At 34.2% G+C, this 24,659-nt stretch carries 29 protein-coding genes and 1 pseudogene; 26 read left to right on the top strand and 4 right to left on the bottom strand.

Annotated features, from left to right (window positions below):
• Positions 1-77: 77 nt before the first annotated feature.
• The 5 genes from ES675_RS04280 (at position 78) to ES675_RS04260 (ending at position 4,950) form a co-directional block, all read left to right on the top strand.
• The gene (locus tag ES675_RS04280; protein WP_066247609.1) at positions 78-548 is read left to right on the top strand and encodes a lipocalin family protein; all 471 of its coding nucleotides are present in this window, start codon (positions 78-80) and stop codon (positions 546-548) included.
• Positions 549-552: 4 nt separating this feature from the next.
• On the top strand, positions 553-1,257 hold the full coding sequence (locus tag ES675_RS04275) for an OmpA family protein (protein ID WP_066247607.1): 705 nt from the start codon (positions 553-555) through the stop codon (positions 1,255-1,257).
• Positions 1,258-1,268: 11 nt separating this feature from the next.
• The gene (locus ES675_RS04270; protein ID WP_066247603.1) at positions 1,269-2,075 is read left to right on the top strand and encodes a copper resistance protein NlpE N-terminal domain-containing protein; all 807 of its coding nucleotides are present in this window, start codon (positions 1,269-1,271) and stop codon (positions 2,073-2,075) included.
• A gap of 125 nt (positions 2,076-2,200) precedes the next feature.
• Positions 2,201-2,836, top strand: coding sequence for a class I SAM-dependent methyltransferase (locus ES675_RS04265; protein ID WP_066247601.1), 636 nt, complete (start codon positions 2,201-2,203; stop codon positions 2,834-2,836).
• Positions 2,827-4,950, top strand: a complete 2,124-nt coding sequence (locus ES675_RS04260; protein ID WP_066247599.1) for a Tex family protein — start codon at positions 2,827-2,829, stop codon at positions 4,948-4,950. The genes ES675_RS04265 and ES675_RS04260 overlap by 10 nt, the downstream gene beginning before the upstream one ends.
• Position 4,951: 1 nt before the next feature.
• Here the strand turns inward: ES675_RS04260 and ES675_RS16385 are convergent, their stop codons facing one another.
• On the bottom strand, positions 4,952-5,623 hold the full coding sequence (locus tag ES675_RS16385; protein ID WP_066247597.1) for a C40 family peptidase: 672 nt from the start codon (positions 5,621-5,623) through the stop codon (positions 4,952-4,954).
• A 172-nt stretch (positions 5,624-5,795) separates the two neighbouring features.
• Between ES675_RS16385 and ES675_RS04250 the strand changes: the two genes are divergently transcribed.
• The 5 genes from ES675_RS04250 (at position 5,796) to ES675_RS16380 (ending at position 8,963) form a co-directional block, all read left to right on the top strand.
• Positions 5,796-6,698: a histone deacetylase family protein gene (locus ES675_RS04250; RefSeq protein WP_066247595.1), complete on the top strand. Its 903-nt coding sequence runs from the start codon at positions 5,796-5,798 to the stop codon at positions 6,696-6,698.
• 134 nt (positions 6,699-6,832) lie between these two features.
• Positions 6,833-7,729, top strand: a complete 897-nt coding sequence (locus tag ES675_RS04245) for a DMT family transporter (RefSeq protein ID WP_066247593.1) — start codon at positions 6,833-6,835, stop codon at positions 7,727-7,729.
• A gap of 54 nt (positions 7,730-7,783) precedes the next feature.
• Positions 7,784-8,110 carry a DMT family transporter gene (locus ES675_RS04240; RefSeq protein ID WP_066247592.1) on the top strand — a complete coding sequence of 109 codons (327 nt, stop codon included), beginning with the start codon at positions 7,784-7,786 and terminating at the stop codon, positions 8,108-8,110.
• Positions 8,111-8,194: 84 nt separating this feature from the next.
• A complete protein-coding gene (locus ES675_RS04235; protein ID WP_066247589.1) occupies positions 8,195-8,713 on the top strand; it encodes a ferritin in 519 nt (172 codons plus the stop codon).
• 73 nt (positions 8,714-8,786) lie between these two features.
• A complete protein-coding gene (locus ES675_RS16380) occupies positions 8,787-8,963 on the top strand; it encodes a hypothetical protein (RefSeq protein WP_170244070.1) in 177 nt (58 codons plus the stop codon).
• A 48-nt stretch (positions 8,964-9,011) separates the two neighbouring features.
• Here ES675_RS16380 and ES675_RS04230 read toward each other — a convergent pair whose 3' ends face one another.
• Complete coding sequence (locus tag ES675_RS04230) at positions 9,012-9,344, bottom strand: single-stranded DNA-binding protein (protein WP_066247588.1); 333 nt, start codon at positions 9,342-9,344, stop codon at positions 9,012-9,014.
• Between the two features lie 191 nt (positions 9,345-9,535).
• Here ES675_RS04230 and ES675_RS04225 point away from each other — a divergent pair, with 191 nt between their 5' ends.
• A complete protein-coding gene (locus tag ES675_RS04225; protein WP_066247585.1) occupies positions 9,536-10,111 on the top strand; it encodes a hypothetical protein in 576 nt (191 codons plus the stop codon).
• A 511-nt stretch (positions 10,112-10,622) separates the two neighbouring features.
• On the top strand, positions 10,623-11,657 hold the full coding sequence (locus ES675_RS04220; RefSeq protein ID WP_170244069.1) for a DUF4365 domain-containing protein: 1,035 nt from the start codon (positions 10,623-10,625) through the stop codon (positions 11,655-11,657).
• Positions 11,658-11,736: 79 nt separating this feature from the next.
• Here the strand turns inward: ES675_RS04220 and ES675_RS16585 are convergent.
• Positions 11,737-11,852 (bottom strand): annotated as a pseudogene (locus ES675_RS16585) (IS110 family transposase); the annotation flags it as partial.
• Between the two features lie 35 nt (positions 11,853-11,887).
• Between ES675_RS16585 and ES675_RS04210 the strand changes: the two are divergent.
• The gene (locus ES675_RS04210; protein WP_066247581.1) at positions 11,888-12,886 is read left to right on the top strand and encodes a lipoate--protein ligase; all 999 of its coding nucleotides are present in this window, start codon (positions 11,888-11,890) and stop codon (positions 12,884-12,886) included.
• Between the two features lie 63 nt (positions 12,887-12,949).
• Here the strand turns inward: ES675_RS04210 and ES675_RS04205 are convergent, their stop codons facing one another.
• A complete protein-coding gene (locus tag ES675_RS04205) occupies positions 12,950-13,846 on the bottom strand; it encodes an Abi family protein (RefSeq protein WP_066247580.1) in 897 nt (298 codons plus the stop codon).
• 341 nt (positions 13,847-14,187) lie between these two features.
• Between ES675_RS04205 and ES675_RS04200 the strand changes: the two genes are divergently transcribed.
• From ES675_RS04200 to ES675_RS04140, 13 genes are all read left to right on the top strand, one after another.
• The gene (locus ES675_RS04200; protein ID WP_066247579.1) at positions 14,188-15,315 is read left to right on the top strand and encodes an NAD(P)/FAD-dependent oxidoreductase; all 1,128 of its coding nucleotides are present in this window, start codon (positions 14,188-14,190) and stop codon (positions 15,313-15,315) included.
• On the top strand, positions 15,315-16,022 hold the full coding sequence (locus ES675_RS04195) for a methyltransferase domain-containing protein (RefSeq protein WP_066247577.1): 708 nt from the start codon (positions 15,315-15,317) through the stop codon (positions 16,020-16,022). The genes ES675_RS04200 and ES675_RS04195 overlap by 1 nt, the downstream gene beginning before the upstream one ends.
• Positions 16,019-17,071 (top strand): type III polyketide synthase, encoded by a 1,053-nt coding sequence (locus ES675_RS04190; RefSeq protein WP_066247664.1) that lies wholly within the window; start codon positions 16,019-16,021, stop codon positions 17,069-17,071. Before ES675_RS04195 ends, ES675_RS04190 begins: the two co-directional genes overlap by 4 nt.
• A complete protein-coding gene (locus ES675_RS04185; protein WP_066247572.1) occupies positions 17,065-17,865 on the top strand; it encodes an SDR family oxidoreductase in 801 nt (266 codons plus the stop codon). The genes ES675_RS04190 and ES675_RS04185 overlap by 7 nt, the downstream gene beginning before the upstream one ends.
• 10 nt (positions 17,866-17,875) lie before the next feature.
• Complete coding sequence (locus ES675_RS04180) at positions 17,876-18,322, top strand: 3-hydroxyacyl-ACP dehydratase FabZ family protein (RefSeq protein WP_066247570.1); 447 nt, start codon at positions 17,876-17,878, stop codon at positions 18,320-18,322.
• A gap of 24 nt (positions 18,323-18,346) precedes the next feature.
• Positions 18,347-19,615 carry a beta-ketoacyl-[acyl-carrier-protein] synthase family protein gene (locus ES675_RS04175; RefSeq protein ID WP_148367269.1) on the top strand — a complete coding sequence of 423 codons (1,269 nt, stop codon included), beginning with the start codon at positions 18,347-18,349 and terminating at the stop codon, positions 19,613-19,615.
• Complete coding sequence (locus tag ES675_RS04170) at positions 19,615-19,872, top strand: acyl carrier protein (RefSeq protein WP_066247565.1); 258 nt, start codon at positions 19,615-19,617, stop codon at positions 19,870-19,872. Before ES675_RS04175 ends, ES675_RS04170 begins: the two co-directional genes overlap by 1 nt.
• Positions 19,872-20,444 (top strand): 4'-phosphopantetheinyl transferase family protein, encoded by a 573-nt coding sequence (locus ES675_RS04165; RefSeq protein WP_066247562.1) that lies wholly within the window; start codon positions 19,872-19,874, stop codon positions 20,442-20,444. Before ES675_RS04170 ends, ES675_RS04165 begins: the two co-directional genes overlap by 1 nt.
• A gap of 90 nt (positions 20,445-20,534) precedes the next feature.
• Positions 20,535-21,179, top strand: a complete 645-nt coding sequence (locus tag ES675_RS04160) for a spermidine synthase (protein ID WP_066247559.1) — start codon at positions 20,535-20,537, stop codon at positions 21,177-21,179.
• A 113-nt stretch (positions 21,180-21,292) separates the two neighbouring features.
• The gene (locus tag ES675_RS04155; RefSeq protein WP_066247556.1) at positions 21,293-21,643 is read left to right on the top strand and encodes a hypothetical protein; all 351 of its coding nucleotides are present in this window, start codon (positions 21,293-21,295) and stop codon (positions 21,641-21,643) included.
• Positions 21,644-21,795: 152 nt separating this feature from the next.
• A complete protein-coding gene (locus tag ES675_RS04150) occupies positions 21,796-22,251 on the top strand; it encodes a c-type cytochrome (protein ID WP_066247554.1) in 456 nt (151 codons plus the stop codon).
• A gap of 88 nt (positions 22,252-22,339) precedes the next feature.
• Positions 22,340-23,683 (top strand): cbb3-type cytochrome c oxidase subunit I, encoded by a 1,344-nt coding sequence (locus ES675_RS04145; RefSeq protein ID WP_066247552.1) that lies wholly within the window; start codon positions 22,340-22,342, stop codon positions 23,681-23,683.
• 167 nt (positions 23,684-23,850) lie between these two features.
• Positions 23,851-24,651, top strand: a complete 801-nt coding sequence (locus tag ES675_RS04140; RefSeq protein WP_066247659.1) for a CbbQ/NirQ/NorQ/GpvN family protein — start codon at positions 23,851-23,853, stop codon at positions 24,649-24,651.
• The last annotated feature ends 8 nt before the right edge of the window (positions 24,652-24,659 follow it).

The raw sequence follows: 24,659 nt of genomic DNA, 5'->3' as shown, positions 1-24,659 counted from the left end.
ACACGCTGTTTTTATTCGTTTGAATTAAGATGCATTCGTTTTAAAGCGTATTTTTGAATTACTAAAATTTAACATTTATGAGACATATTATAGTATTGGTATTAACCTTAAGTTTATTATCCTGCGGTACAACAAAAGTTGTGCGCGACTCGGAGAAAGATTTGAAAGGTAGCTGGACCCTAAACTCCTTTAATTATAGCAAAACAGGATCTTTTGCGGTCGATTTATTTAACGACACATCAACGGATTGTTTTGAAGGCAGTACTTGGAATTTTGTTCCAAATAATAATTCTGGAACCTATGAAATTAACAGTGGTGATTGTGCTACAGGTCCACGAAAATTTAAATTTAGCATTCAAGAAATTGATCCTGCTACAGGTTTATACGACTTTATGTTAAAACCAGTAGATGCTAAAGGTAAATCAGAAACCAATCAAGGCTATCGCTTAAAACTAGCTGGTATTACAGCAACAACGATGCAGTGGCGCCAGACCGTAACTTTAAACGGAAGCCCATTCACTATATTTATGAATTTTACAAAACAATAAAATAATGAGAAAAGTAATCAATAAATTAACATTAGTAGCACTTGCAGGTATTTTGGTAATTAGTTTTACCAACTGTAAGGCTGTAGAAAATTCGAATAATAGACAAAAAGGTGCTGCCATTGGTGTCGCTGGAGGTGCTATTTTAGGAGCCATCATTGGAAACAATGTTAAAGGTGGCAGTTCTGAATTAGGTGCTGTAATTGGTGGTGTTGTTGGTGGTGGCGCAGGTGTCATTATTGGAAACCAAATGGATAAGCAAGCACAACGTATTGAAGAAGAAGTTCCTGGCGCAACTGTGGAACGTGTAGATCAAGGTATTGTAGTAACGTTTGATGAAAATAGTGGCGTTCATTTTGCAACAGAAAAATACAATATCAATGCGCAATCTCAACAAAATTTAGATAAATTAGCTGGTGTCTTTAAGGAGTATCCAGATACTAATCTTTTAATTGTTGGTCATACAGATAGCAATGGAAACGATGCGTATAATATGACGCTATCAAAAAATAGAGCAAACGCCGTTACCGATTATTTAAAAAATGTAAAAGGTATTAGTAGTTCACGTTTAACAACCCATTGGTTTGGAGAAGAGCAACCTATAGTTGATAATTCAACACCAGAAGGTCGTGCCAAAAACAGACGTGTAAACATTGCCATTGTTCCTAATGACGAAATGGTGAATCAAGCACAACAACAGTCAGGAAATTAAAAACACCTATTATGAAAAAACACATTTTAGCATTTGCTGTTTTAGCGCTCATCTTTTCAGTGAGTTGTAAATCAGACAAACAAGAAAATACAGAATCAACGGAAGTTGAAATGACCGAATCTGAAACAAAACCAGATATGCATACCAGTCAAAATTCTTTGGATTGGATAGGTACGTATGATGGAACACTACCTTGTGCCGATTGCGAAGGTATAAAAACGACGATTCGATTAAATGAAGACATGTCTTACGAAGCAGTCATGGATTATTTAGGTAAAAAAGATGGTGTCTTTGAAACCCGTGGTTACTACAAATGGGAAGATAATGGGCAAAACATTTTACTGTCTGACGATAACGAAACCAAATTTAAAGTTGGTGAAAACAGACTGATTCAATTAGATAAATCTGGCGAAGTTGTGACTGGTGAATTAGCAGAATTTTACGTTCTGAAAAAACAGGATATGAATAATGCTGGTGAAATAGCATTTACAGATACCAAATGGAAATTAGTAAAATTGATGGGTCAAGATATTACCGATTCGGAAGCATTTATATCCTTTGGAACAGATGAAAACAGGGTTTTTGGACATTCAGGTTGTAATAATTTCAATGGTACTTTTGAAGTAGCCAATAAATTACAGCTGAAACTTTCAAAAATGGCAACCACCATGAAATCGTGTCCAGAAGAAGATATGACTATTGAGCAGAAATTTTTAGAGGTTTTAAATACAACCGATAATTTCTCCTTAAGTGGAAATACCATGACATTAAACAAGGCAAAAATGGCGCCTTTAGCAGTATTTGAAGCTGTAGAATAGTCCATTACATTATTATAAATGAAAAACCTCGCAGACTATGTACTGCGAGGTTTTTTTAGTAATTTACAGCACTGAAAAAATAGCATTACGTATCACGAATCTGTAACGTTTTAATACCATACATTATGTCATCTGAATTAAAATTGCATTGGAATAACGCTTATAATAAAGAAGATGCCCAATTGGGTTGGTTTGAAGAAAATCCAGAAAAAACGATGACGCTGGTTGCTCAAACACAATTACCCAAAGATGCTAAAATTCTAAATGTCGGCGCAGGAACAACCACCTTAATAGATGCGCTTTTGGATGCCGACTATACAAACCTTATTGCAAATGACTTGAGTAATCAAGCACTTGAGAAACTTCAAACACGTATTAAAAACTCACATAATTATGATTTGAATTGTGTGGTGGATGATTTAACAAATCCTAAAAAATTAAACCAATTAGAACCCATAGATTTATGGATAGATCGTGCTGTGTTACATTTCTTTCTTACCGAAAATGACCAACAAGCATATTTCAATCTCATAAAAAAAATAGTTGCTAAAAATGGGTTTGTACTCATTGCCGTTTTTGCAACGGATGGTGCTGAAAAATGCTGCGGACTGGATTTGAAACGCTATAACACAAGCATGCTTCAAGATAAATTAGGCACTGATTTCAAACTCATTTCCAGCTTCAATCACACCTTTATAAATCCGTTTGGTGGCGAACGTCCTTATATTTACACTTTATTTAAACGACTTACATGCAATTAGTATCCTATATTATTTCCCATACCCAATTACCAGAAACATCAGTAAAAAACACGGTTGAATTATTAAATGAAGCCTGTACCATTCCGTTTATTTCGCGCTACCGAAAAGAACGTACAGGAAATTTAGATGAAGTTCAAATTGGTGACATCGTTAAATACAAGGAGCAGTTTGAAACGCTAGAAAAACGAAAAGTTACCATTTTAAAAGCGTTAGAAGATCAAGATGTTTTAAGCGCTGAATTGAAGCAAAAAATAGAAGCGACTCAAGATATTACCACATTAGAAGACATCTATTTACCATTTAAAAAAAGTAGAAAAACCAAAGCAGAAACAGCCAGAAAAAACGGACTGGAACCTTTGGCAAAAATAATCATGAGTCAGAATGCTTCTGATATTGAATCCATTGCTCATAAATATATAAAAGGCGATATTTCTTCTGGTGAAGACGCTTTAGAAGGTGCCAGACATATTATTTCTGAATGGATTAACGAACGAACCGATATTCGAAATAGTATCCGACAGCAATTAGAACGTTTTGCTATGATTTCTACCAAGGTGGTAAAATCTAAAAAAGATGATGAAACAGCACAGAAATTTCGGGATTATTTTGAATGGGAAGAATCTTTAAGCCGTATTCCTTCACATAGATTACTCGCCATTCTTCGTGCCGAAAAGGAAGGATTTATAAAAGCAAAAATCTCCATTGATGACGAAAAAGCGTTATTTAAAATTGAAGATCGCATGATTAAATCCAGAAACGCATGTGCATCTCAAATTCAATTAGCCATCCAAGATGCCTACAAACGTTTATTGTTTCCGTCATTAAGTAATGAAGCCCTTCAAAACGCCAAAGAAAAAGCCGATGCTTCCGCTATTACTGTATTTGCCAAAAACTTAAAACAATTATTACTTGGTTCGCCTTTAGGAGAAAAACGAGTTTTGGCCATCGATCCAGGTTTTAGAAGTGGTTGTAAAATTGTGTGTTTAGATGCACAAGGTAATTTAAAACATAACGAAACTATTTATCCGCATCCGCCAAAAAGCGATGCGATTGGTGCCATGAAAAAAATAAGCTCGCTTGCTGAAGCTTATAAAATTGAAGCCATTGCCATTGGTAATGGAACAGCATCTCGGGAAACCGAAGCACTCATTAGAAAAGTCCATTTTAAAAACGATATTCAAGTATTTGTGGTGAGTGAAGCTGGAGCGAGTATTTATTCCGCTTCAAAAATTGCTCGTGAGGAATTTCCAAATTACGATGTTACCGTTCGTGGTTCTGTTTCTATTGGAAGACGTTTGCAAGATCCACTTGCCGAACTCGTGAAAATTGATGCCAAATCTATTGGCGTTGGGCAATATCAGCATGATGTAGACCAAACAAAACTCCAAAGTGAATTGGATACGGTTGTGGAAAGTTGTGTGAATTCGGTTGGTGTAAATATCAATACGGCTAGTACGTCGTTATTGAGTTACGTGTCTGGCATTGGCCCAAAATTAGCCGAAAATATTTTTAATTACAGAACAGAACATGGTGTTTTTAAATCGCGAAATGCCATCAAAAAAGTGCCACGTTTAGGTGATAAAGCTTTTGAACAAGGTGCTGCTTTCTTAAGAATAAAGGAATCTAAAAACCCGTTAGACGATTCCGCAGTGCATCCTGAAAGTTATACCATTGTGGAAAAAATGGCTAAAGATTTAGGCAAACCTATTTCCGAATTAATTGGGAATTCTACAGTACTTCAAAAACTGAATTTACCAGATTATTGTTCAGATTCTGTTGGTTTACCAACACTTCAAGATATTATTAAGGAATTAGAAAAACCAGGTTTGGATATTCGTGAGCAAGCCAAAGTATTTACATTCAACCAAAACATCAAATCCATTACAGACTTACAGGAAGGGCAACTTCTTCCAGGCATTGTCAATAACATTACCAATTTCGGCGCTTTTGTAGATGTTGGCATCAAGGAAAGCGGATTAATCCATGTTTCTAATTTATCGGATAGTTTTGTAAGTGATGTTAATGCACATGTTAGCTTGCATCAACAAGTTATTGTTAAAGTATTGGAAGTGGATGTACCACGCAAACGCATTCAATTAAAACTACATAAATAGATTAGCCGTTTAATTGATCTTGCAAGGCATTTCTGGATTCACTACCATAAATACCATCGACAAAAATATGGGAATCGGTTTGGAATTTAATAAGTGCTTGTTCGGTTTTTGGTCCGAAAACACCATCAGCAGTACCACTTAAAAAATCCAATTTAATTAGGATTTTCTGAAGGCGTTTCACGTTTTCGTTACTATCACCTTTTCGTAAATAACCTGTTGGAATAGTTAGTGATTCATCAACCGCATCCGTGAGACTTCTGAATTCCAAAATACGATCCAATGGAAACGTTTGAATATTCACTTCATCATTTTGATTTCCACCCAAGCAGTAAATAGATTTTCCACTTTTGGTATAGCCCAAAAAGAAGCCAACATGACCGAATATACCATTAATATCCGTTCGCCAAAACACGACAATATCACCAGGTTGTGGCCAATCGGTTTTATTACCAATTTTTAACCAGCTTCTAGCCATAGCACTTTTGGACGTTGGTAAATTGGCTTGAAGCGCCACCCAATTTGCAAAAATACTACACCAAGCTACTTCGTCATTTCCAAACTTTAAACCCGTTGTTTCTTGATATTCTAAAATGCGTTCGTTGTGGGCCTTTTCGCCTTTAATTTCTTTCTGACCCAGTTCACCAAAGGCAATTTTTAATGTTTCTCCTAACATAATGTATTGTTTATAATGAATAAATATGCTATCAATCAGTATGTTATAACAGGAATTATTAAATATACACAAAAAAACAACACGTTTCTGAAATGCTTTTTTGGTCAGGTATTCTTACAAAAAGCCGCATAAAACTATTAAATTGCTTCTTTCAAATTAATCAAATAATTGCATGCTTCAAATTGCCTTCCACCCTATTTACAAACATCCATTACCAGAAGGTCATCGGTTTCCCATGTTGAAGTATGAGTTGCTTCCCAAGCAATTACTTTACGAAGGAACTTGTACGGATGCCAATTTCTTCGAACCTGAAATTCCCGATGATTCTCATATTTTACGTGTTCATACCGAAGCATATTATCATGATTTATTGAACCTGACATTAGATGCAAAAGCCATCCGAAAAATTGGATTTCCATTAAGTGATGCATTAGTACAGCGCGAAGTTATGATTGCCGATGGCACCATAAAAGCAAGTGAATTTGCTCTAAAACATGGAATTGCCATGAATATTGCTGGCGGAACGCATCATGCATATTCCAATCGAGGCGAAGGATTTTGCATGTTAAATGACCAAGCCATTGGCGCACGTTATCTTCAAGAAAGGACGTTAGCAACTAAAATTCTAATCGTAGATCTGGATGTGCATCAAGGCAATGGAACTGCCGAAATTTTTCAGAATGATCCCTCCGTTTTTACATTTTCTATGCACGGAAAAAGTAATTACCCCTTTAAAAAGGAAGCAAGTGATTTGGATATTGCTTTAGAAACGAATACGACAGATGACACCTATCTGACTATTCTAAAAGAAACACTCCCCAAGTTAATAGCTTCAGAAAAACCAGATTTCATCTATTATTTATGTGGTGTTGATGTAATAGCTTCTGATAAATTAGGAAAATTAGCCCTTACTATTGCAGGTTGTAAAGAACGTGATCGGTTTGTATTGCAGACTTGCCATGACCTGAACATTCCTGTTATGTGTAGTATGGGAGGTGGTTATTCGCCAGATATAAAAACCATTATTGAAGCACATGCCAACACTTTTCGTTTGGCACAACATATTTATTTTTAATACAAAATTCGCCTGTTTTTCTTTGATATACAAATAAGGGATAATATAGTATAAGAAATAGCCTATTTAATATCATAATAATCGCACATGAGGTGCTACTTTTGCAGCTTGTTAAATCGTATCATTTTAAGATTATGAAAAAAGCTAGAATCGCCCTTGTTATAGGCATAATTTGTATTTCTGTTTTCCCTGTTCTGGTTAAATTAAATTTAACACCAGGTGTTATTTCGGCATTTTACCGCATGGCATTTTCGTTTGTGTTATTAGTACCATTTGTTTTATGGAAAAAGCAGTTTAAACTTCCCAATTTAAAAGTGGGACTTTTAGCAGTACTCTGCGGTATTGTTTTTGGGAGCGATGTAGCTGTTTGGAATATTGCTATTCAAGAATCTACAGCAACACAAGCATCGTTGTTAACGAACTTATCGCCAGTTTGGGTTGGTGTTTTAGCCTTGTTTTTTCTGAAAGATAAACCACGAGGCAATTTTTGGATTGGCACATTGGTTGCTGTTTTTGGAATGATGTTATTAGTCGGTTTCTCTACGTTTAGAAACTTGGATTTCGATTTAGCCTTTAGTTTCGGTATTCTTTCGGGCGTTTTGTATGCGTTCTATATGTTAATTAGTAAAGAAGTATTAAAACAATTAAACGTATTAACCTTTATGACTATTAGCCTTGGCGCTTCATCCGTGTTTTTAGGTTTTTTAAGCTATGGATTAAACGAACCGTTTTCTGGATTCTCAAATATGGGTTGGTATGTACTCCTCATACAAGCTGTGGTCTGTCAGCTTGCTGCTTGGTTATTAATTAGTTTTGCCACTAAAAAGATGCGTGCTACGCGTGTTTCCGTCAGTTTATTAGGACAAGGAATTTTGGCGTCTATTTTGGCTTGGTTGTTTTTAGATGAAACCATCACCTTGCAAATGGTATTAGGTGGATTCGTATTGCTTTTTGGTATTCGATTGACATTTTACGAAAAACAAATTCATAAAAATTTACTTCCAAAACGTTTCGCAAAACAGTCTTTATAAGGTCATAGAAAATAAGTACTTTAGGGCCAGTTTTTAACTATTTTGGAAAAACGTATGAATTGGATTTTATTACTTATCGCGGGTTTATTTGAAGTGGCTTTCGCTGCCTGTTTAGGAAAATTTAAGGAAACCTCTGGAAGCATTGCCACCTATTGGTTTATGGGTTTTCTGGTGTGTTTAACTATCAGCATGGTGCTTTTGGTAAAAGCCACGCAAAGTTTACCTATTGGCACAGCTTATGCCGTTTGGACAGGAATTGGAGCCGTAGGAACCGTTTTAGTCGGCATCTTTATTTTTAAAGAACCCGCTGATTTCTGGCGTTTATTCTTTATAACCACTTTAATAGTTTCCATTGTTGGATTAAAGTTTGTTTCCAACTAAAAAGGACAACAATAGCTCCTTATTTAGGATTATTATAACTACAAAGCCTAGAGAAATTATGTAACTTTACTAAAAGCATAAATTATGGTATCAAAAAAAATTGAAAACGCATTAAACGAACAAATTCGTGTAGAAGCTGAATCGTCTCAAATATATTTAGCAATGGCCTGTTGGGCAGAAGTAAAAGGCCTTGAAGGTGTGGCAAATTTTATGTACAGCCAATCTCAAGAAGAGCGCGACCACATGTTGAAACTTATAAAATTTGTCAATGAACGAGGTGGACATGCGCATGTTTCGGAATTAAAAGCACCAAATGTGACCTTTAAATCCTTCCAAGAAATGTTTGAAAAACTATATGAGCATGAGGTATATGTTTCAGAAAGCATTAATGAATTGGTACATATTAGTTTACAAGAAAAAGATTACGCCACTCATAATTTCTTACAGTGGTATGTAGCCGAGCAAATTGAAGAAGAAGCTATGGCACGCACCATTTTAGATAAAATAAATTTAATAGGAAACGATAAAGGCGGATTGTATTTATTTGATCGTGATATTGAACAATTAACTATTAGTTCAGCAGCCTCAAGGGGAACTGTTTAATTTTAACAATTAATTTTATTTAGAATCAATAAAAATAATTATTTTTGTCTTATCATCTACAAACTAAACCATTGTGGGCAAAAAGAAAGACAAGAAAAAACAGAAAAAGGCTTTAAAAGCATTACGCGAAGCAGGTATCATTTCTGCGGAGAAGAAAGTAAAAAGCAAATGCTGTGAAAAATATTTAAAAAGTGAAAAAAAACGATGTGGCAAATGCCCGTGTTTTGATTTGCTTCAAAAAGTTGCATAAAAAAAGCCGCGAAGTTCATTCGCGGCTTTTCTTTTTTTATTGCAATTATTACTTGCCAAACATCAGCAATTCGTTGCATAACACTTCGGTAATGTAATGCTTCTTTCCGTCTTTATCATCCCAAGATCTGTTGGTTAATTTGCCTTCTATAGCAATTTCTTGTCCTTTGGTAACATACTCCTCAACCACTTTTACCAAGCCATTTTTTACTATCACATTATGCCAGTAGGTGCGTTCTACTTTTTCGCCATTTTTGTCTTTATAGCTATCGTCTGTAGCTAATGAAAATTTAGCCATTTTATTACCATCTTCAAAACTGATGATTTCTGGATCTTGTCCAAGTCTTCCAATTAACTGTACTTTGTTTCTTAACGTATTCATAAGATAAGGTTTTAATTATGTTGAAAATCATTAGGTCAAATCAACACGGCAAAGATGCAACCCCTTGCAAGTATTAGTCGGTAGTTACCTATTTAAATTCGTTTGTAAATGTTTGTAGTCGTTTGGAAATGGGTAATTTTGAATTTAAGTGTATATTTATACTTATATAACACGTTGCCAGTAATTTTAAAATGAACATCAATCTACCTAACATACTTTTTGAAACAGACAATTATTTAGATAGTTTAAAATCTGCTTTAGGGGAAATTACAATATCAAAAAAACAAACGGTTGAATTCAATTCATCAGAATTTAGAAATCGAGAAATACTAAATTCCAAAATTAAAAAGGTTGATAAAAGTAAATTAGCATTGATTTATACTATTGAGTTAAAACAAAGAAAAAAGCTATCAGAACTACTTCGCAAATTCGAAGATTTTTGTGAACTCAATAAATTAAAGGTCAAGAATAAAGACCGAGTAAATGTTTCAAGGTATAATAAAACCAATTCAAGATTTCTATATGTTGGTAGTTCAACAACCGATTTTTACTCTCGACTAAAAAATCATTTCGGGACAAGAGGAACAAGAGTTTATAGTATGCACTTATCTAAATGGGACAAAAATATGAACTACGATTTGATTGTGAATATTTATAAAGTTGAGCATCAATCTAAAATACGAATAGACCAAGTGTTGGTTGAGCTAATAGAACAGCAACTTTGGGAAAAACTAAAACCCAATTTCGGAAAGAAAAGTGGACAATAAGATTTAAAAAGTTAAATTTGTGTGTTCTTTGAAATTGTGAGTTAACTTTTTAAATTCATATAAAAATGGAAATAAAAATAAGCTTGCGAGTGACTGTATCGCAAAAGGTGTATCAACTTGTAAAAGTTTTAATTTACGCCACACAGTTCGCTATGTTAGTTCTTAACTAATATTTAATGACTCATTAGGGCATATTCTAACTTTGAATGAGAATAGATTTTAGTTTGCCCTATTTGAGAGAAATAGTTCTCAACCTCACTTTTCAAAGAACATTTTTTGGCATATCGCGAAAAAAACTACTGGCAACAACGTATATAAAACATAGTGCGAGACTTTGCTAACACGAAGGTTCGGGCATTTTTGCTAGTTCGCCAAATTTTTAAATTTGGCTAATCGGTAAAAGAAAGATAATTAGAAAAATTTAAAAATTTGGCTTGTGTTTAACCGAAACGAAACTGCTTATTTTCTGCACTACGTTTCATATACAAGACCGTTATATGCAATTCAAAAATTGAGAGTAACCAATACAGATAGAACAGGAGTTTACGTTTCCGCTTTAATTTTCACAAAAGAATTAAATTGGATATTCCGAGAACAACCTATTGTTGATGTTGGAATTGATGCACTTACGGAAGAAGTTATTGAAAGTAATCCAACAGGACAGTTCCTTGCTACACAAATTAAAACTGGTCTTGGGAATTTTCATGATGCCAAAACTCATTTAACTCTTTATGTTTCTAAAATCCATTATCATTATTGGACTAATTTAAATCTGCCAATTATACTAATAGCACATTTGCCAGAAAGCGAAGAAACATTATGGGAATTAATTAGTGAAAATACTTTAATTAAAACTGGAACACAGTGGAAATTAAACATTCCAAAAGACAAAGAGTTAAATAAAGATTCAAAATTAGAACTCACAAAAATCCTCAAAAATGAAGTTCAAGACGATTTCATAAAATCTTTTATAAAACAAGACATATCAACAACACAAATTGACGAAATAATTGAAGAATCTAAATCTATTGATGAAGCAGGATTTATTCTAAATGACATGACTGAAATAATAGAAAATCTTGGAACAGAAACTAATCAGCTAACTGAAAAAATAAACGAATTTGCTAGAATGAAAGTCACTAAAAAAGATAAAAGACTTGTTCGTACGATAAAAACATATGCAGAATACTTAAACAATGTAGCAATTAAACTAAACGTTAGAATTGATGACTTCGCTGATTATTTTTCAGAAGGATTTAGAGCTTATGAAAAACTTACTCTTATAGATTTCGAGCTAAATCAAAACTATAAATCATTACAAGAAACTTTGGATACTATAAATTCTTTGATTCCAGAATTACAAGACTCAATTGATGCTATGATACATTTTAGAAATGAAGTATCCTCATTACCAACAGAATATTTTCATTTAAAGAAAGCAAGACTGAAAATGATAAACTCAATAAATCAAATTATGGAGGAATTTAAATTAGCCAATAGTTTATCTGAAAACTTCTCGAAGAATTTGGAAGAAATGTTAACCTAGAACAGCATATAACAAAGTACTGTGGTAAAAAAAAAGTAAAAACGCATTAACTTTTCACCAAAGTACTTCTATACGTATCCTAATATATCAACCCTGATTTTGCAATAGCAAAAGCCTGTTTTAACAGCTTATTACATACTGCAATAATTGCTAAATTTTGCTCTTTCCTAGAACAACTATGCGTTTATAAATTTCGCTATCTTTGTTATCTACCAAACAAGACATCCCTTATGATTTTCATAGACAATGAAGGCCACACCAATCCAAAACTAAACCTAGCTTTAGAAGAATATGCCTTAAGGCATTTTGATACTTCCACAGATTATTTGCTGTTTTACATCAACGAGCCATCCATTATTATTGGAAGAAACCAAAATACCTTGGAAGAAATTAACCATGAATATATTGATGCACAAAACATTCATGTGGTTCGTCGTATTTCAGGAGGTGGAGCCGTTTATCATGATTTAGGAAATTTAAACTTTAGTTTTATTACCAATCATGATGGGAAAAGTATTAGCAACTTTAAAAAATTTACAGCACCAGTTATTCGGGTTTTAAATGATATGGGCGTTTCTGCTGAACTAAAAGGCCGAAATGATATTTTGGTAAACGAGAAGAAAATTTCTGGAACTGCGCAGTTTTCTACAGGAAAACGGATGATTAGTCATGGTACGCTTTTATTTGATACAGATATGAGCGAAGTGACAAAAGCGCTTCAAGTAAAAATGAGCAAAATAGAATCTAAAGGTCATAAATCGGTAAGAAGTCGCGTGGCTAATATTAGCGAATTTTTAAAAACACCCCTATCTATGGAAGCTTTTAAAAATCAGCTACTCGTTGGATTATATGAAGCCAGTGAACCTTTTGAAACCTACAAATTAACGGAAGCGGAATGGCAAGCGGTTCATAGACTGAAAGCCGAGAAATATGATTTATGGGATTGGAATTTTGGACGATCGCCTAAATCTAATATTCAAAAAAACAAACGTTTTCCTGTTGGTGAAATTGATTTGCGCATTTTTGTTGAAAAGGGCCATATTTCGGAATTTAAAGTCTTTGGCGATTTCTTTGGTAGAAAACCCGTTTCAGACATTGAAAGCTTACTTATTGGTGTGCCTTATGATAAAGTTGAAATCACAAAGGCATTAAAAAATCTGTCTGTTAAAGAATATTTTGGCGATTTAGAAACGACTGATTTCTTAAATCTCATTTATGGGAATGATTAAATTTTAATGATAAATCGAATTAATACTTTTACATCAGATTAATTCTTTCTGGCAGCAAATTAATTACTTCCATAAATGCTCATCCTCCCATGATTCTGGAAATCCCATAGCACGAACGTCTATGCATTTATATTCATCAAGTAAGGCTTTAAACCTTGAAACAATAGTGTTTTTTGGATTTATTGTTTGCATTAAAAACAAAATCATGGATAATATATAATAAACTTTTTTGTTACTGACACTGTCATCCTCCAACCATCTTTTTGATGTTGATTGCGGCTTAATTGGCTGAATACTCATGGTTCTATTCCATAATCTAGAATGATGTGCACAAACATTTCTTAAGTAAACAATACTATGCATCCAAGACACGAAAGTTTTATCATTAAGTCCAAAATAATTTGCAACAACTCTTTTTGTTCTCCCTCCTTTTAAATTACTATATAAAAACGACATCGTTCCAAACGACGTAATCTCTAGCATCATCCAACTTGGTGGCAAAGGATCGGAATATTTATCTGCATAAGCCTCTATGAATTCCTCATCACTTCTTTTAAACTCACTTTGTAAGCTTCCTAAACTTTTACTATGTTTTATATGATTTTTGAAGTATGAAGAGTCCTGATACCAAAAAGCCCCATATTCATGTGACAGAACATATATCATTTTGGCTCTTATAGAAACTTCAATCTTCTCTAATTCTTGAAGAATTAAAATCCTAAATTTTCTATCAAAACAATAAATATCGAATGCACTTTGAAAAGTAGAATTCGGTTTAAACTTATGATTTGATTTATCTATAAGCATGGGATACCAATAACCACTAAGTCTATAATAACTAATACTTTCTAATAAATGATAAGCCCTATCTAAATTAAGAATTTCAAGACCTCTGTCTTGTAATTGAATAACTTGTTCAGCATAGGTTAAAGCTGGCTTATTATAAGGAATTTTAGCCATAGAAAAGTAAAAAGCTTACCCTGAGCGCGCTGATCTTAACGGGAAGCGGGGTAAGCATGTTAATGCAAATATACGAAAAAAATTAGATTTACTACTGAATCTTTACTTTCACCCAAATTTAACTACTTTAGGACCTTAACGAAAAACAGCCATCAACCTTTACATAAAATACAAACTTTATTTATGAAGATAATAAAAAAACTGATTTATGGGAATGATTATTTAATAATCAAAAACCAAGCAACACTATCTTAAATTATTTTATCTTACCGTAAGAATAATAGGGCTTTTTGGATTTATGTCCTATTTTAGAAAAGCATACAAAAAACAAACAGCCAATAATGACCTACAATGTAATTATAGTTGGTGGTGGATTAGCCGGATTAACGAGTGCTGCGCATTTATCAAAAAAGGGACTTTCGGTGCTTCTAATAGAGAAGAATAAATACCCAAAGCACAAAGTGTGTGGTGAATATATTTCAAATGAAGTCCTTCCCTATTTGCAAGCTTTAGGTTTTAATCCTTTCGCTTTTGGCGCTAAAAAAATCAATCAGTTTACATTAAGTACACCTAAAAATCAATCCATCAGTACCAAATTACCTTTTGGCGGATTTGGCATGAGTCGTTACAGCATGGATTGGGAATTATCCAAACTCGCCAAAAAATATGGCACTGAAATTCTACATGAAAAAGTCGTGGATATTCAGTTTGAGGATAATCAGTTTACGGTTTATACCAATGAAGAAAAACAATTAAAGGCAGAATTTGTTATTGGTGCCTTTGGAAAACGATCCAATTTAGATATTAATATGAATCGTGCCTTTATTCAAAAACCAACGCCATTTTTAGGTGTTAAAGCGCATTATAAGGGTGACTTTCCAGAAAACATGGTCGCGTTGCATAATTTTAAAGGCGGTTATTGTGGGATTTCAAAAGTGGAAACCGATTTAGTAAATGTGTGTTATATAGCCGATTATAAATCGTTTAAGAAACACAAAAACATCAACGATTTTCAGCAGAGCGTATTAAGCAAAAACACGTATTTGAAAAACGTTTTTGAAAGTTTTGAAATGACTTTTGATAATCCGTTATCCATTAGTCAAATATCCTTTTCATCCAAGCAACCTGTAGAAAATCATATTTTAATGTGTGGAGATAGCGCAGGCATGATTCACCCTTTGGCAGGAAATGGCATGAGTATGGCCATTCGAGCCGCTCAAATGGTATCATTAAAAATTCTAAACTATCAATCTGGTAATATAAAATCGCGAACCGAATTAGAAAAACAATACACACAAATTTGGAACAAAGAATTTAATGCCAGATTACGATCTGGACATTTAATAGCAAGCTTATTCAAACAGGGTGTTTTTTCTGAAATAATTATGGTATTTTTAAGAGCCTTCCGCTTTATGTTGCCAAGCATCATAAAAAGCACACACGGAAAACCAATGAAACCCGAATTATAATGCTTGTAGACACCAAATATAGAAGCCATACCATTGAAATTATGGATGATCTCGATTTATCGGGCGAGGTTTTGATTGATGCACTAGACCAATTGGCGACCATTAATAAATTATTAGGTGGAAATCAGGTAACCCTCAATGGGCTCAAGAAAATTTTAGAAGATCAGCCAAAAGATAAAACCATAAGCATTATTGATTTAGGCTGCGGTAGTGGTGATATGCTGCGAAAAGTGGCTGACTATGGCAGAGAAAATGGTTATACCTTCAAATTAATAGGCGTTGATGCCAATCAAGCGACCATTGATTATGCCAACCAATTAGCTACCAATTATCCAGAAATAGCATTTATAAAAGAAGATATTCTAACCGAAGAATTTAAAACACATACCTATGATATTGCCATGTGCACCTTGTTTTTACATCACTTTGATGATAAAGTTGCACTAAATTTACTTCAAACGCTTCTAAAAAATGCTAAAATGGGTATTTTAGTTAACGACTTACACCGTCACAGATTAGCCTATTATCTCTTTAAATTAGTCACATTAGGTATCAAAAATGATATGACCAAAAATGACGGTTTGTTATCCATTTTAAGAGCATTTAAAAGGAAGGATTTAGAACGATTTTCAAAAGAAATTAAACACAAAAGTACCATAAGTTGGCATTGGGCATTTAGATACCAATGGATAATACAAAAATCATGAGCGTAAAAATAACATCTGTAGCCACACAACTCCCGAAATATACCAGAACTACTGAAGAAATAATACCTTTTCTAAAAGTTTGGTTAAACGGTCAAGAGGAACGCTATCAACGGAAAGTTATTAAGCTTTTCGAAAATGCAGGCGTGGATAGACGCTACTCAATCATGGAGCCTGAAGAGGTGTTTCTGAAAACATCCTTTGAAGAAAAAAATGCTATTTATAAGCGTGAAACTATAAAACTCGCAGAAAGTGCATTGACCAAAGCGTTAGATAAAGCGAAATTAAAAGCGACAGATATTGATTATATTATTACGGTAAGTTGCACAGGTATCATGATTCCATCTGTAGATGCGTATTTAATTAATAAATTGAATATGAAACAGGACATCGTTAGACTTCCAGTAACTGAAATGGGTTGCGTAGCTGGAATTTCCGGGATGATTTATGCCTATAATTTCCTTAAAGCCAATCCAAATAAACGCGCTGTGGTAATTGCTGTAGAATCGCCCACTTCCACATTTCAAATTGATGATTATTCAATGGTCAACATTGTAAGCGCTGCTATTTTTGGAGATGGATGCGCTTGTACCATTCTATCGTCATACGAAAATGAACAAGGTCCAAAAATCATAGATGATGCCATGTATCACTTTTACAATGCGGAACATATGATGGGTTTTGAATTGAAAAACACCGGACTTCAAATGGTTTTAGATAAAGAAGTTCCTGAAAAAATCGCTGCGCATTTCCCTATGATTGTTCATCCTTTTTTAGAGCGAAATGGGTTAGATATTAAAAATGTGGATCATCTAATTTTTCATCCAGGCGGCAAGAAAATTGTGCAAACTATTGAAGAATTATTTGGTGCTTTAGGAAAAAATATAGACAACACAAAAGGCGTTTTAAAAGACTACGGAAACATGTCCAGTGCTATAGTTCTTTATGTTCTTGAGCGGTTTATGGAACAAAACCCCCAAAAAGGAGATATAGGATTGATGTTAAGTTTTGGGCCTGGTTTTACAGCACAAAGATTATTAATAAAATGGTAAGAGAATTTGAAAATAAAAACGAATGGGCAATCATTTTGGGTGCTTCCAGTGGAATGGGATTAGCAACCGCTAAAAAACTCGCCAAAGAAGGCATGAATCTATGTTTGGTTTATCGCGCCTTACGAAGCGATATGGAAAGCATTGAATCCGAATTTAAAGCCATCGTCTCATTACATAACATCAAATTAATTCATTTTAATAAAGACGTTGTTAAACCAGAAAACAGAGAAATTATTCTTACGAAATTAGAAGAAAATTTTCAAGAATCTGGAAAAGTAAAATGCTTGGTTCACAGTATTGCAAAAGGAAATTTAAAACCCATGGTTTCTGACGGAAATAAAGAACTTCAAAATGATGATTTTCATATTACGCTCGAAAATATGGCGTTTAGTTTATACGATTGGACAAAGCACGTTTTTAGTAAAAACTTATTCGCAGAAGACGCCAGAATTATCAGTTTTACAAGCGAAGGAAACAAAAAAGCTTGGAAGAATTATGCCGCTGTTTCCGCAGCTAAAGTTGCCTTGGAGGCCATTTCAAGAAATATAGCATTGGAATTTGCAGAATATGGAATTAAATCCAATTGCATTGAAGCTGGCGTGACAGACACGGCATCTTTCCGAATGATTCCTGGCAGTGAAAAACTAGCAGAATACACTATAAAACGAAATCCATTCCACAGACTTACCAAACCCGAAGATGTTGCCAATGTGGTTTATTTATTAATCAAAGAAGAATCCAAATGGATTAATGGCATTACAATCCAAGTGAATGGTGGCGAACATTTAAGCTAATTATAATATTATGACAGGTGAAGACATTATAGCAAAACTCCCATACCAAAAACCTTTTCTTTTTGTGGATGAACTTTTGGAGATTGACGAAAATGGAATTTCTGGAACCTATACGTTTCATGCTTCAAGTGACTTTTATAAAGGCCATTTTATAAATAACCCAGTAACACCAGGCGTCATTTTAACGGAAACTATGGCACAAATTGGATTGGTTTCATTCGGCATTTACCTGATGAATAAATCGGGAGAAACAATGAATGATATTCAAATTGCCTTAACATCATCAGAAATAGATTTTTTTAAACCTGTTTTTCCAGGTGAAAAGGTTTTTGTAAAAAGTGAAAAAGAATACTTTCGATTCAATAAATTGAAATGTAAAGTCGACATGTTTAATATAAAAAATGAATTGGTTTGTAGAGGTAAAATTGCCGGAATGATAGCAGGAAAAATGACTTAATTGAAATCTGAAATAATAATTAATATGGAAAATAGAGTCGTAATAACTGGACTTGGTGTTGTTTCTCCCAACGGAGTTGGACTGGCCGACTTTACAAAAGCCATAAAAAATGGAACGTCAGGAATTGCATTTTATCCCGAATTAAAAGCGCTTGGTTTTTCCTGTTGTATTGGCGGAAAGCCAAACGTTTCAGAAGCCTTAAAACGCGAATATTTAACCGAATTACAACTCCGAGATTTTAATAGTTCAGGAATTTTATATGGCTGCATGGCTGGAATGGATGCTTGGAAAGACGCTGGACTTTCAATTTTGGACCAAACAGATTTTGACAGCGGAACCATTTTTGGAGCCGGAACTTCGGGAGTTGAAAAATTTAGAGAAGCCATTTATAAATTAGACGATAAGCAAGTTAGACGTTTAGGAAGTACTGTTGTTCCACAAACCATGGTGAGTGGAGTCAGCGCATATCTAGGCGGAATTTTAGGTTTGGGAAATCAAGTCACCACAAATTCTTCCGCATGTACTACAGGAACAGAAGCCATTTTAATGGGATTTGATCGTATAAAAGCAGGTCGCGCCAAACGTATGATTGTTGGTGGAACAAGCGACGAAGGCCCTTATGTTTGGGGCGGATTTGATGCCATGCGTGTCTTAACGTACAAACATAATGAATCGCCAGAATCCGGCTCAAGACCCATGAGTGCTTCGGCTTCGGGTTTTGTGCCTGGAAGTGGTGCTGGCGCTATGGTTTTAGAATCTTTAGAAAGTGCCTTGGAACGGAATGCCACCATTTATGCGGAAATTCTAGGTGGAGACGTTAATTCTGGAGGACAAAGAGCTGGCGGTTCCATGACGGCTCCTAATTCTGAAGCCGTTCAACGTTGTATTAAAAAAGCCCTTGAAAATTCTAAAATCCGCGCAGAAGAAATTGACGCCATTAATGGTCATTTAACCGCTACGATTAAAGATTTTACGGAGATAGAAAACTGGTCGGAAGCGTTGAACTTAAAAGGCCATGATTTTCCATACATTAATTCGCTAAAATCTATGGTTGGTCATTGTTTATCTGCTTCTGGAGCCATTGAAAGTGTGGCAAGTGTTTTACAAATTCACCATAATTTCATCTTTCCAAATATTAATTGTGAAGATTTAAATGAAGAAATAACCAGTTTAATTTCAGCAGAAAAAATACCTCAAAAATTAATTGAAACAGACATTAATATCGTTGCCAAAGCAAGTTTTGGTTTTGGAGATGTTAATGGCTGTTTAATATTTAAAAAATATAGAAAATAATGCGTGATAAAGATAAAATGATTGCAGAACTAAAATTGATAGTGAAACCCTACATTCAAGACGAAAAAGGTTTTGAAAACATGCATGAAGGAACGGATTTTATCAATGATTTAAAAATAAATTCGGCCAATCTTATTGATGTAATTTTAGATATCGAAGACAAATATGACATTGTATTCGATAATGAATCCATGGATAAAATGCTGAATGTAAAAGCTGCTTTAGAAATTATAAACCAAAAAGTTTCCGAAAAATAATGATTGGAAATGATATCATAGACCTTCAAGAAACAATGCGCACAACAAACTGGAAAAGATCCGGTTTTTTGAAGAAGATTTTTACTGAAAAAGAACAACACATCATTGCAGTTTCTGATAATTCATTTTTAATCGTTTGGCAATTATGGAGTATGAAAGAAAGTGCTTATAAAGTTTTTATTCAAGCTGGTGGCAAACCATTTTACAATCCGAGAAGATTAGAATGTAGTTTAAAGTCAGGTTATGGTGAAGTTTCAATAGAATCAATTATTTTAAAAACAGAAACGATTAGTAATACCGATTATATTTTTAGTGTCGCTAAAAAGCAAGATGATGAAGTAAAAAATGGTGTTTTTAATCTGGCTGGAATGACTACTGAAAAACAGAGTGCTTTACTAAAACAAGAGTTTATAAAAGACTTTTCAGTTGAAAACGGTTTAAATGTTGAAGTTCTTTCCATTAGAAAATCAGGTGCAGGTGTACCAAGATTGTTTGACAAGGATATCGATTTAGACATTTCATTTTCATTATCGCATCATGGAAAATATGCCAGTTATTCCATTTTAAATTGAAATTTTAGAAACGGATTGTACACTTAAAGACTATTTCACCCAAAAAATTAAAGCAGTAATCAACAACGTAAAAGCACTACCTTTACAACCATGGCAAAACTTTTAAGCTATTTATATCCTATTACCAAAAAAATAAAATCGGAAATCAACGGCACGTTAGAAATTACTTGGTACAACGGAAAAAAACATTTGAATTCCAAAAACGCAAATTATTCTTATGGTTCATTACAGCGCATTTTAAAGTTTGGTTTGGAGAAACTAGACCTTAAAAATGTAAATTCCATTCTTGTTTTAGGTCTTGGTGGTGGCAGTGTTATTGAAACACTTAGAAAAGATTTTAAATACCAAAATCAAATTACAGCCGTAGATATTGATCCACAAATAATAGCCATTGCGAAGAATGAATTTCAGATTGAAACTTCTAAAAATTTAAACATCATATGTGATGATGCACTGCATTATATTGAAAACACATCAGATACTTTCGACCTCATCATCATCGATTTGTTTATAGACCTCATGGTTCCAGCACAATTTCTAGATTTATCATTTTGGGAGACAATTCTGAAACGCAAATCTGCCAGTGGATCTATTTTATTTAATGCCTCGCTAGAAAAAGAGCTTTCTCAAAAACTGGAGCATATTATCAGTTATTTAAAATCGCATATCTATCAAGTGGATGTTCACAAAAAAGTAAATCAAACAAATACGGTTGTTATTGCAAAAGCTTTGTAATGGCTTCTTAAGGAATAATTTATATATTTAAACAATAACTTGGCTATTCATTCCACAAAAGAAAGATAATAAGTTGAAAGTTTAGCCTAAAAGTAATTTCAAAAATCAGCAGTATGCAAAAACAATGTCCAGAATGTGGTGATAAAATTGTTGGCCGAATTGATAAAAAATTCTGTAGCGATGCCTGTAGAAATTCGTTTAATAATCGCGTTAATAAAGACTCTAAAAACCTGATTAGAAATACCAATAACCGCTTACGTAAAAACTACCGTATTCTAGAAGAACTGAATCCAGAACAAAAAACCAAATCATCCAGAGCTAAACTCATTGAGAAGGGTTTCGATTTTAATTATTTCACCAGCATCTACACGACGAAAGCTGGTACCGTTTACTATTTTGTTTATGATCAAGGCTATCTTCCTTTGGAAGGCGATTATTATGCTTTGGTAAAACGAGAAGGATAACTTTCCAACGCTAGCAAGCAAATTCTCAATATTTTAAGAAGTTTTTAACTTTTATCTCATTATATGACGAATGTCATGTTTTAGGTTATTCGACTCTTTTATTTTTGCATAGAAGACTAAAAGGTCTTTTTAACCAACTAACTAATAATCATATGCTATCAAAAAAACAAGCACGCGCGTTTTTCTTGGGAGGAACTGTGGTAACATTCTTAATATTTATAGGATTAACCATTTTCTCCTTAAGCAAAGGGCAAGATCAAACCAATCATGAAGGCATTACCGAACAAGTGGTTCGCGGCAAAGTTTTATGGGAAGAAAACAATTGTATGGGTTGCCATACTATTTTAGGTGAAGGTGCCTACTACGCACCCGAATTAACAAAAGTACTAGACCGTAGAGGCGAAGGATATGTTAAAGCTGTTTTAATGTCGCCAAACCCATGGAATCCCAACGGAAGACAAATGGTTGCCTATGGTTTTACTACCGAAGAAGCCGAAGATTTAATAGCCTTTTTTGATTGGATTGGTGGTATTGACCTTAATGGATTTGATACCGTTGTATCCCCTTTAGCTAAAGACAGAATTGAAAGAAAGAAAAAAAATAACTAACCCGGAATTACGCTATTAAACAAGTTCAAAATACATGACGTGTTTTCTAGGTATTACTTCTGAATTCTAACACAATAAAACTAAACAGATGAAATATAAATCTCAAAAAGTAGCCTACTGGTTTTTTGCCTTTTCCATGCTGCTCCTCGTTTTACAAATCACCTACGGGTTCATTATGGGTTTTGCTCGTATTGGATTTGATGGTCTCCACGAATTTATCCCTTTTAACACAGCAAGAGCTGTACATACCAACCTTTTAGTCGTTTGGTTGCTTTCTGGTTTTATGGGAGCTGCCTATTATATTATACCTGAAGAAGCACAACGCGAATTAGTTAGTGTTAAATGGGCCTATGTTCAATTAATTTCACTTGCAGTTGTTGGTGTTGCTGCAATTATCGGCTATCATTTTAACTGGTGGGAAGGTCGTAAATTTTTAGAAATACCAAGACAATTAGATTATCTAGTTGTAGCAAACGTATTGCTATTTTTAGGAATCATTTTAGCCACACTTTATAAAGGAAAACGTAAAACCACAACAGCTCTCGTTTTAACTATGGGCTTGGTATTTGCTGCTTTACTATATATTCCAGGTATGTTACCTTTTGATAGTCAAGTAACCGATTCATTTTTCAGATGGTGGGTTGTTCATTTATGGGTTGAAGGTGTTTGGGAGTTAATAATGGGCGGCATTTTATCTTTCTTATTAATAAAACTAACAGGTGTTGATAGAGAGGTTATTGAAAAATGGCTATATGTTATTGTTGGTTTAACCTTCTTATCAGGGATTCTAGGTACAGGTCATCACTACTATTATATTGGTGTAAATAAAATCTGGTTAATTGTAGGAGGTATTTTCTCTGCACTTGAACCATTAGCGTTCTTGGCCATGGCCCTATTTGCTGTAAATATGTACAGAAAAGGTGAAAAGAAACACCCAAATAAAATAGCACTCTTCTGGACCTTAGGTTCTGCCATTGTCTCTTTTGTTGGAGCTGGGCTATTAGGATTTGCACATACGCTACCACAAACTAATTTATATACACATGGAACTTTAGTAACTGCCATGCATGCACACCTCGCATTTTGGGGAGCTTACGCCATGATTGTTTTAGCTATTATAAGTTACGCCTTACCAAATATGACAGGTAGAAAGTTTTACGACAGCCCTGTTGGTCGTGCCGCTTTCTGGATGTCCAATGTTGGTATGGTAGGTATGACGGTTGCCTTTGGTGTTGCAGGTGTAGCTCAAGTATATTTGGAACGCAAATTTAAAATGGACTTTATGGAGGTACAAGCCGAAGTGAGCATTCACTTTGTAGTACTAATTTTATGTGCAACTTTATTTGCCACCGGAATTGGCATGTACATCTGGGAATTCTATAAACACGGATTACCAACAGATGATGCATTAGATTTAGAATCAGACTTATAACGCTTAATTGCAAGAAAAGGTCCTTTTAGCTATATAAAGACAATGAAGTTTCATTTGCTCATACCTGACATTCCATAGCTTCAAAACACTTTAACTAAGGGGCCTTTTTTAAATTTTCACAAACCATGAACAACGCGCTAATAACACCCGAGATAAAACCTTCTATTTTGAAAACAGAAAATCAACATACAGCAACTACAATTCCCTTTTACAAGCCTATAGCAAAGGAGGTAGAAGTATTTGATCACGCTTACAAAAACAAAATTCCGGTATTATTAAAAGGACCTACAGGAACAGGAAAAACACGTTTTGTAGATTTCATGACGCATCAGTTAAACAAGAAACTAATTACTATTTCCTGTCATGAGGAAACGTCCTCCACCGATTTAATTGGTCGCTATATTATTCAAGGTTCCGAAACGGTTTGGATTGATGGTCCACTTACAAAAGCAGTAAAAACGGGTGCCATTATTTATTTAGATGAAATTGCCGAAGCCAGACCCGATGTAATTGTAGCCATTCACTCCTTAACAGATCATAGAAAAGAACTCTATATTGATAAATTAGGTAAAACCATAAAAGCACATCCAGATTTCATGTTGGTCGCTTCCTTTAATCCTGGTTATCAAAAAGGCTTTAAGGAATTAAAACCGTCTACCAGGCAACGTTTTATTGCCTTGGCTTTTAATTATCCAAATGAAAAAGATGAAGCTGAAATCCTAACCAATGAAACCCAAATTGATGCGGCAACAGCAAAAAAACTAGTATCTATTGCTACTAAAATTAGAAACCTAACAGAACTTGGATTAACTGAAACCGTTTCAACACGTTTATTGGTTGATGCAGCCAAATTAATTCACACAGGTTTAGGAAAACGTTTAGCAGTTCGTGTGGCTGTGGTTGAACCCTTAACAGACGATCTTGAAATTACAGAAGCTTTATCGGATTTATGTGATTTAATGATTTAAAAAAATGA

The organism is Algorimicrobium algoritergicola, from assembly GCF_008086165.1.
GTDB lineage: Bacteria > Bacteroidota > Bacteroidia > Flavobacteriales > Flavobacteriaceae > Algorimicrobium > Algorimicrobium algoritergicola.
Note: the sequence above shows the minus strand (reverse complement) of the source record. Positions and strands in the feature narration are given on the sequence as shown.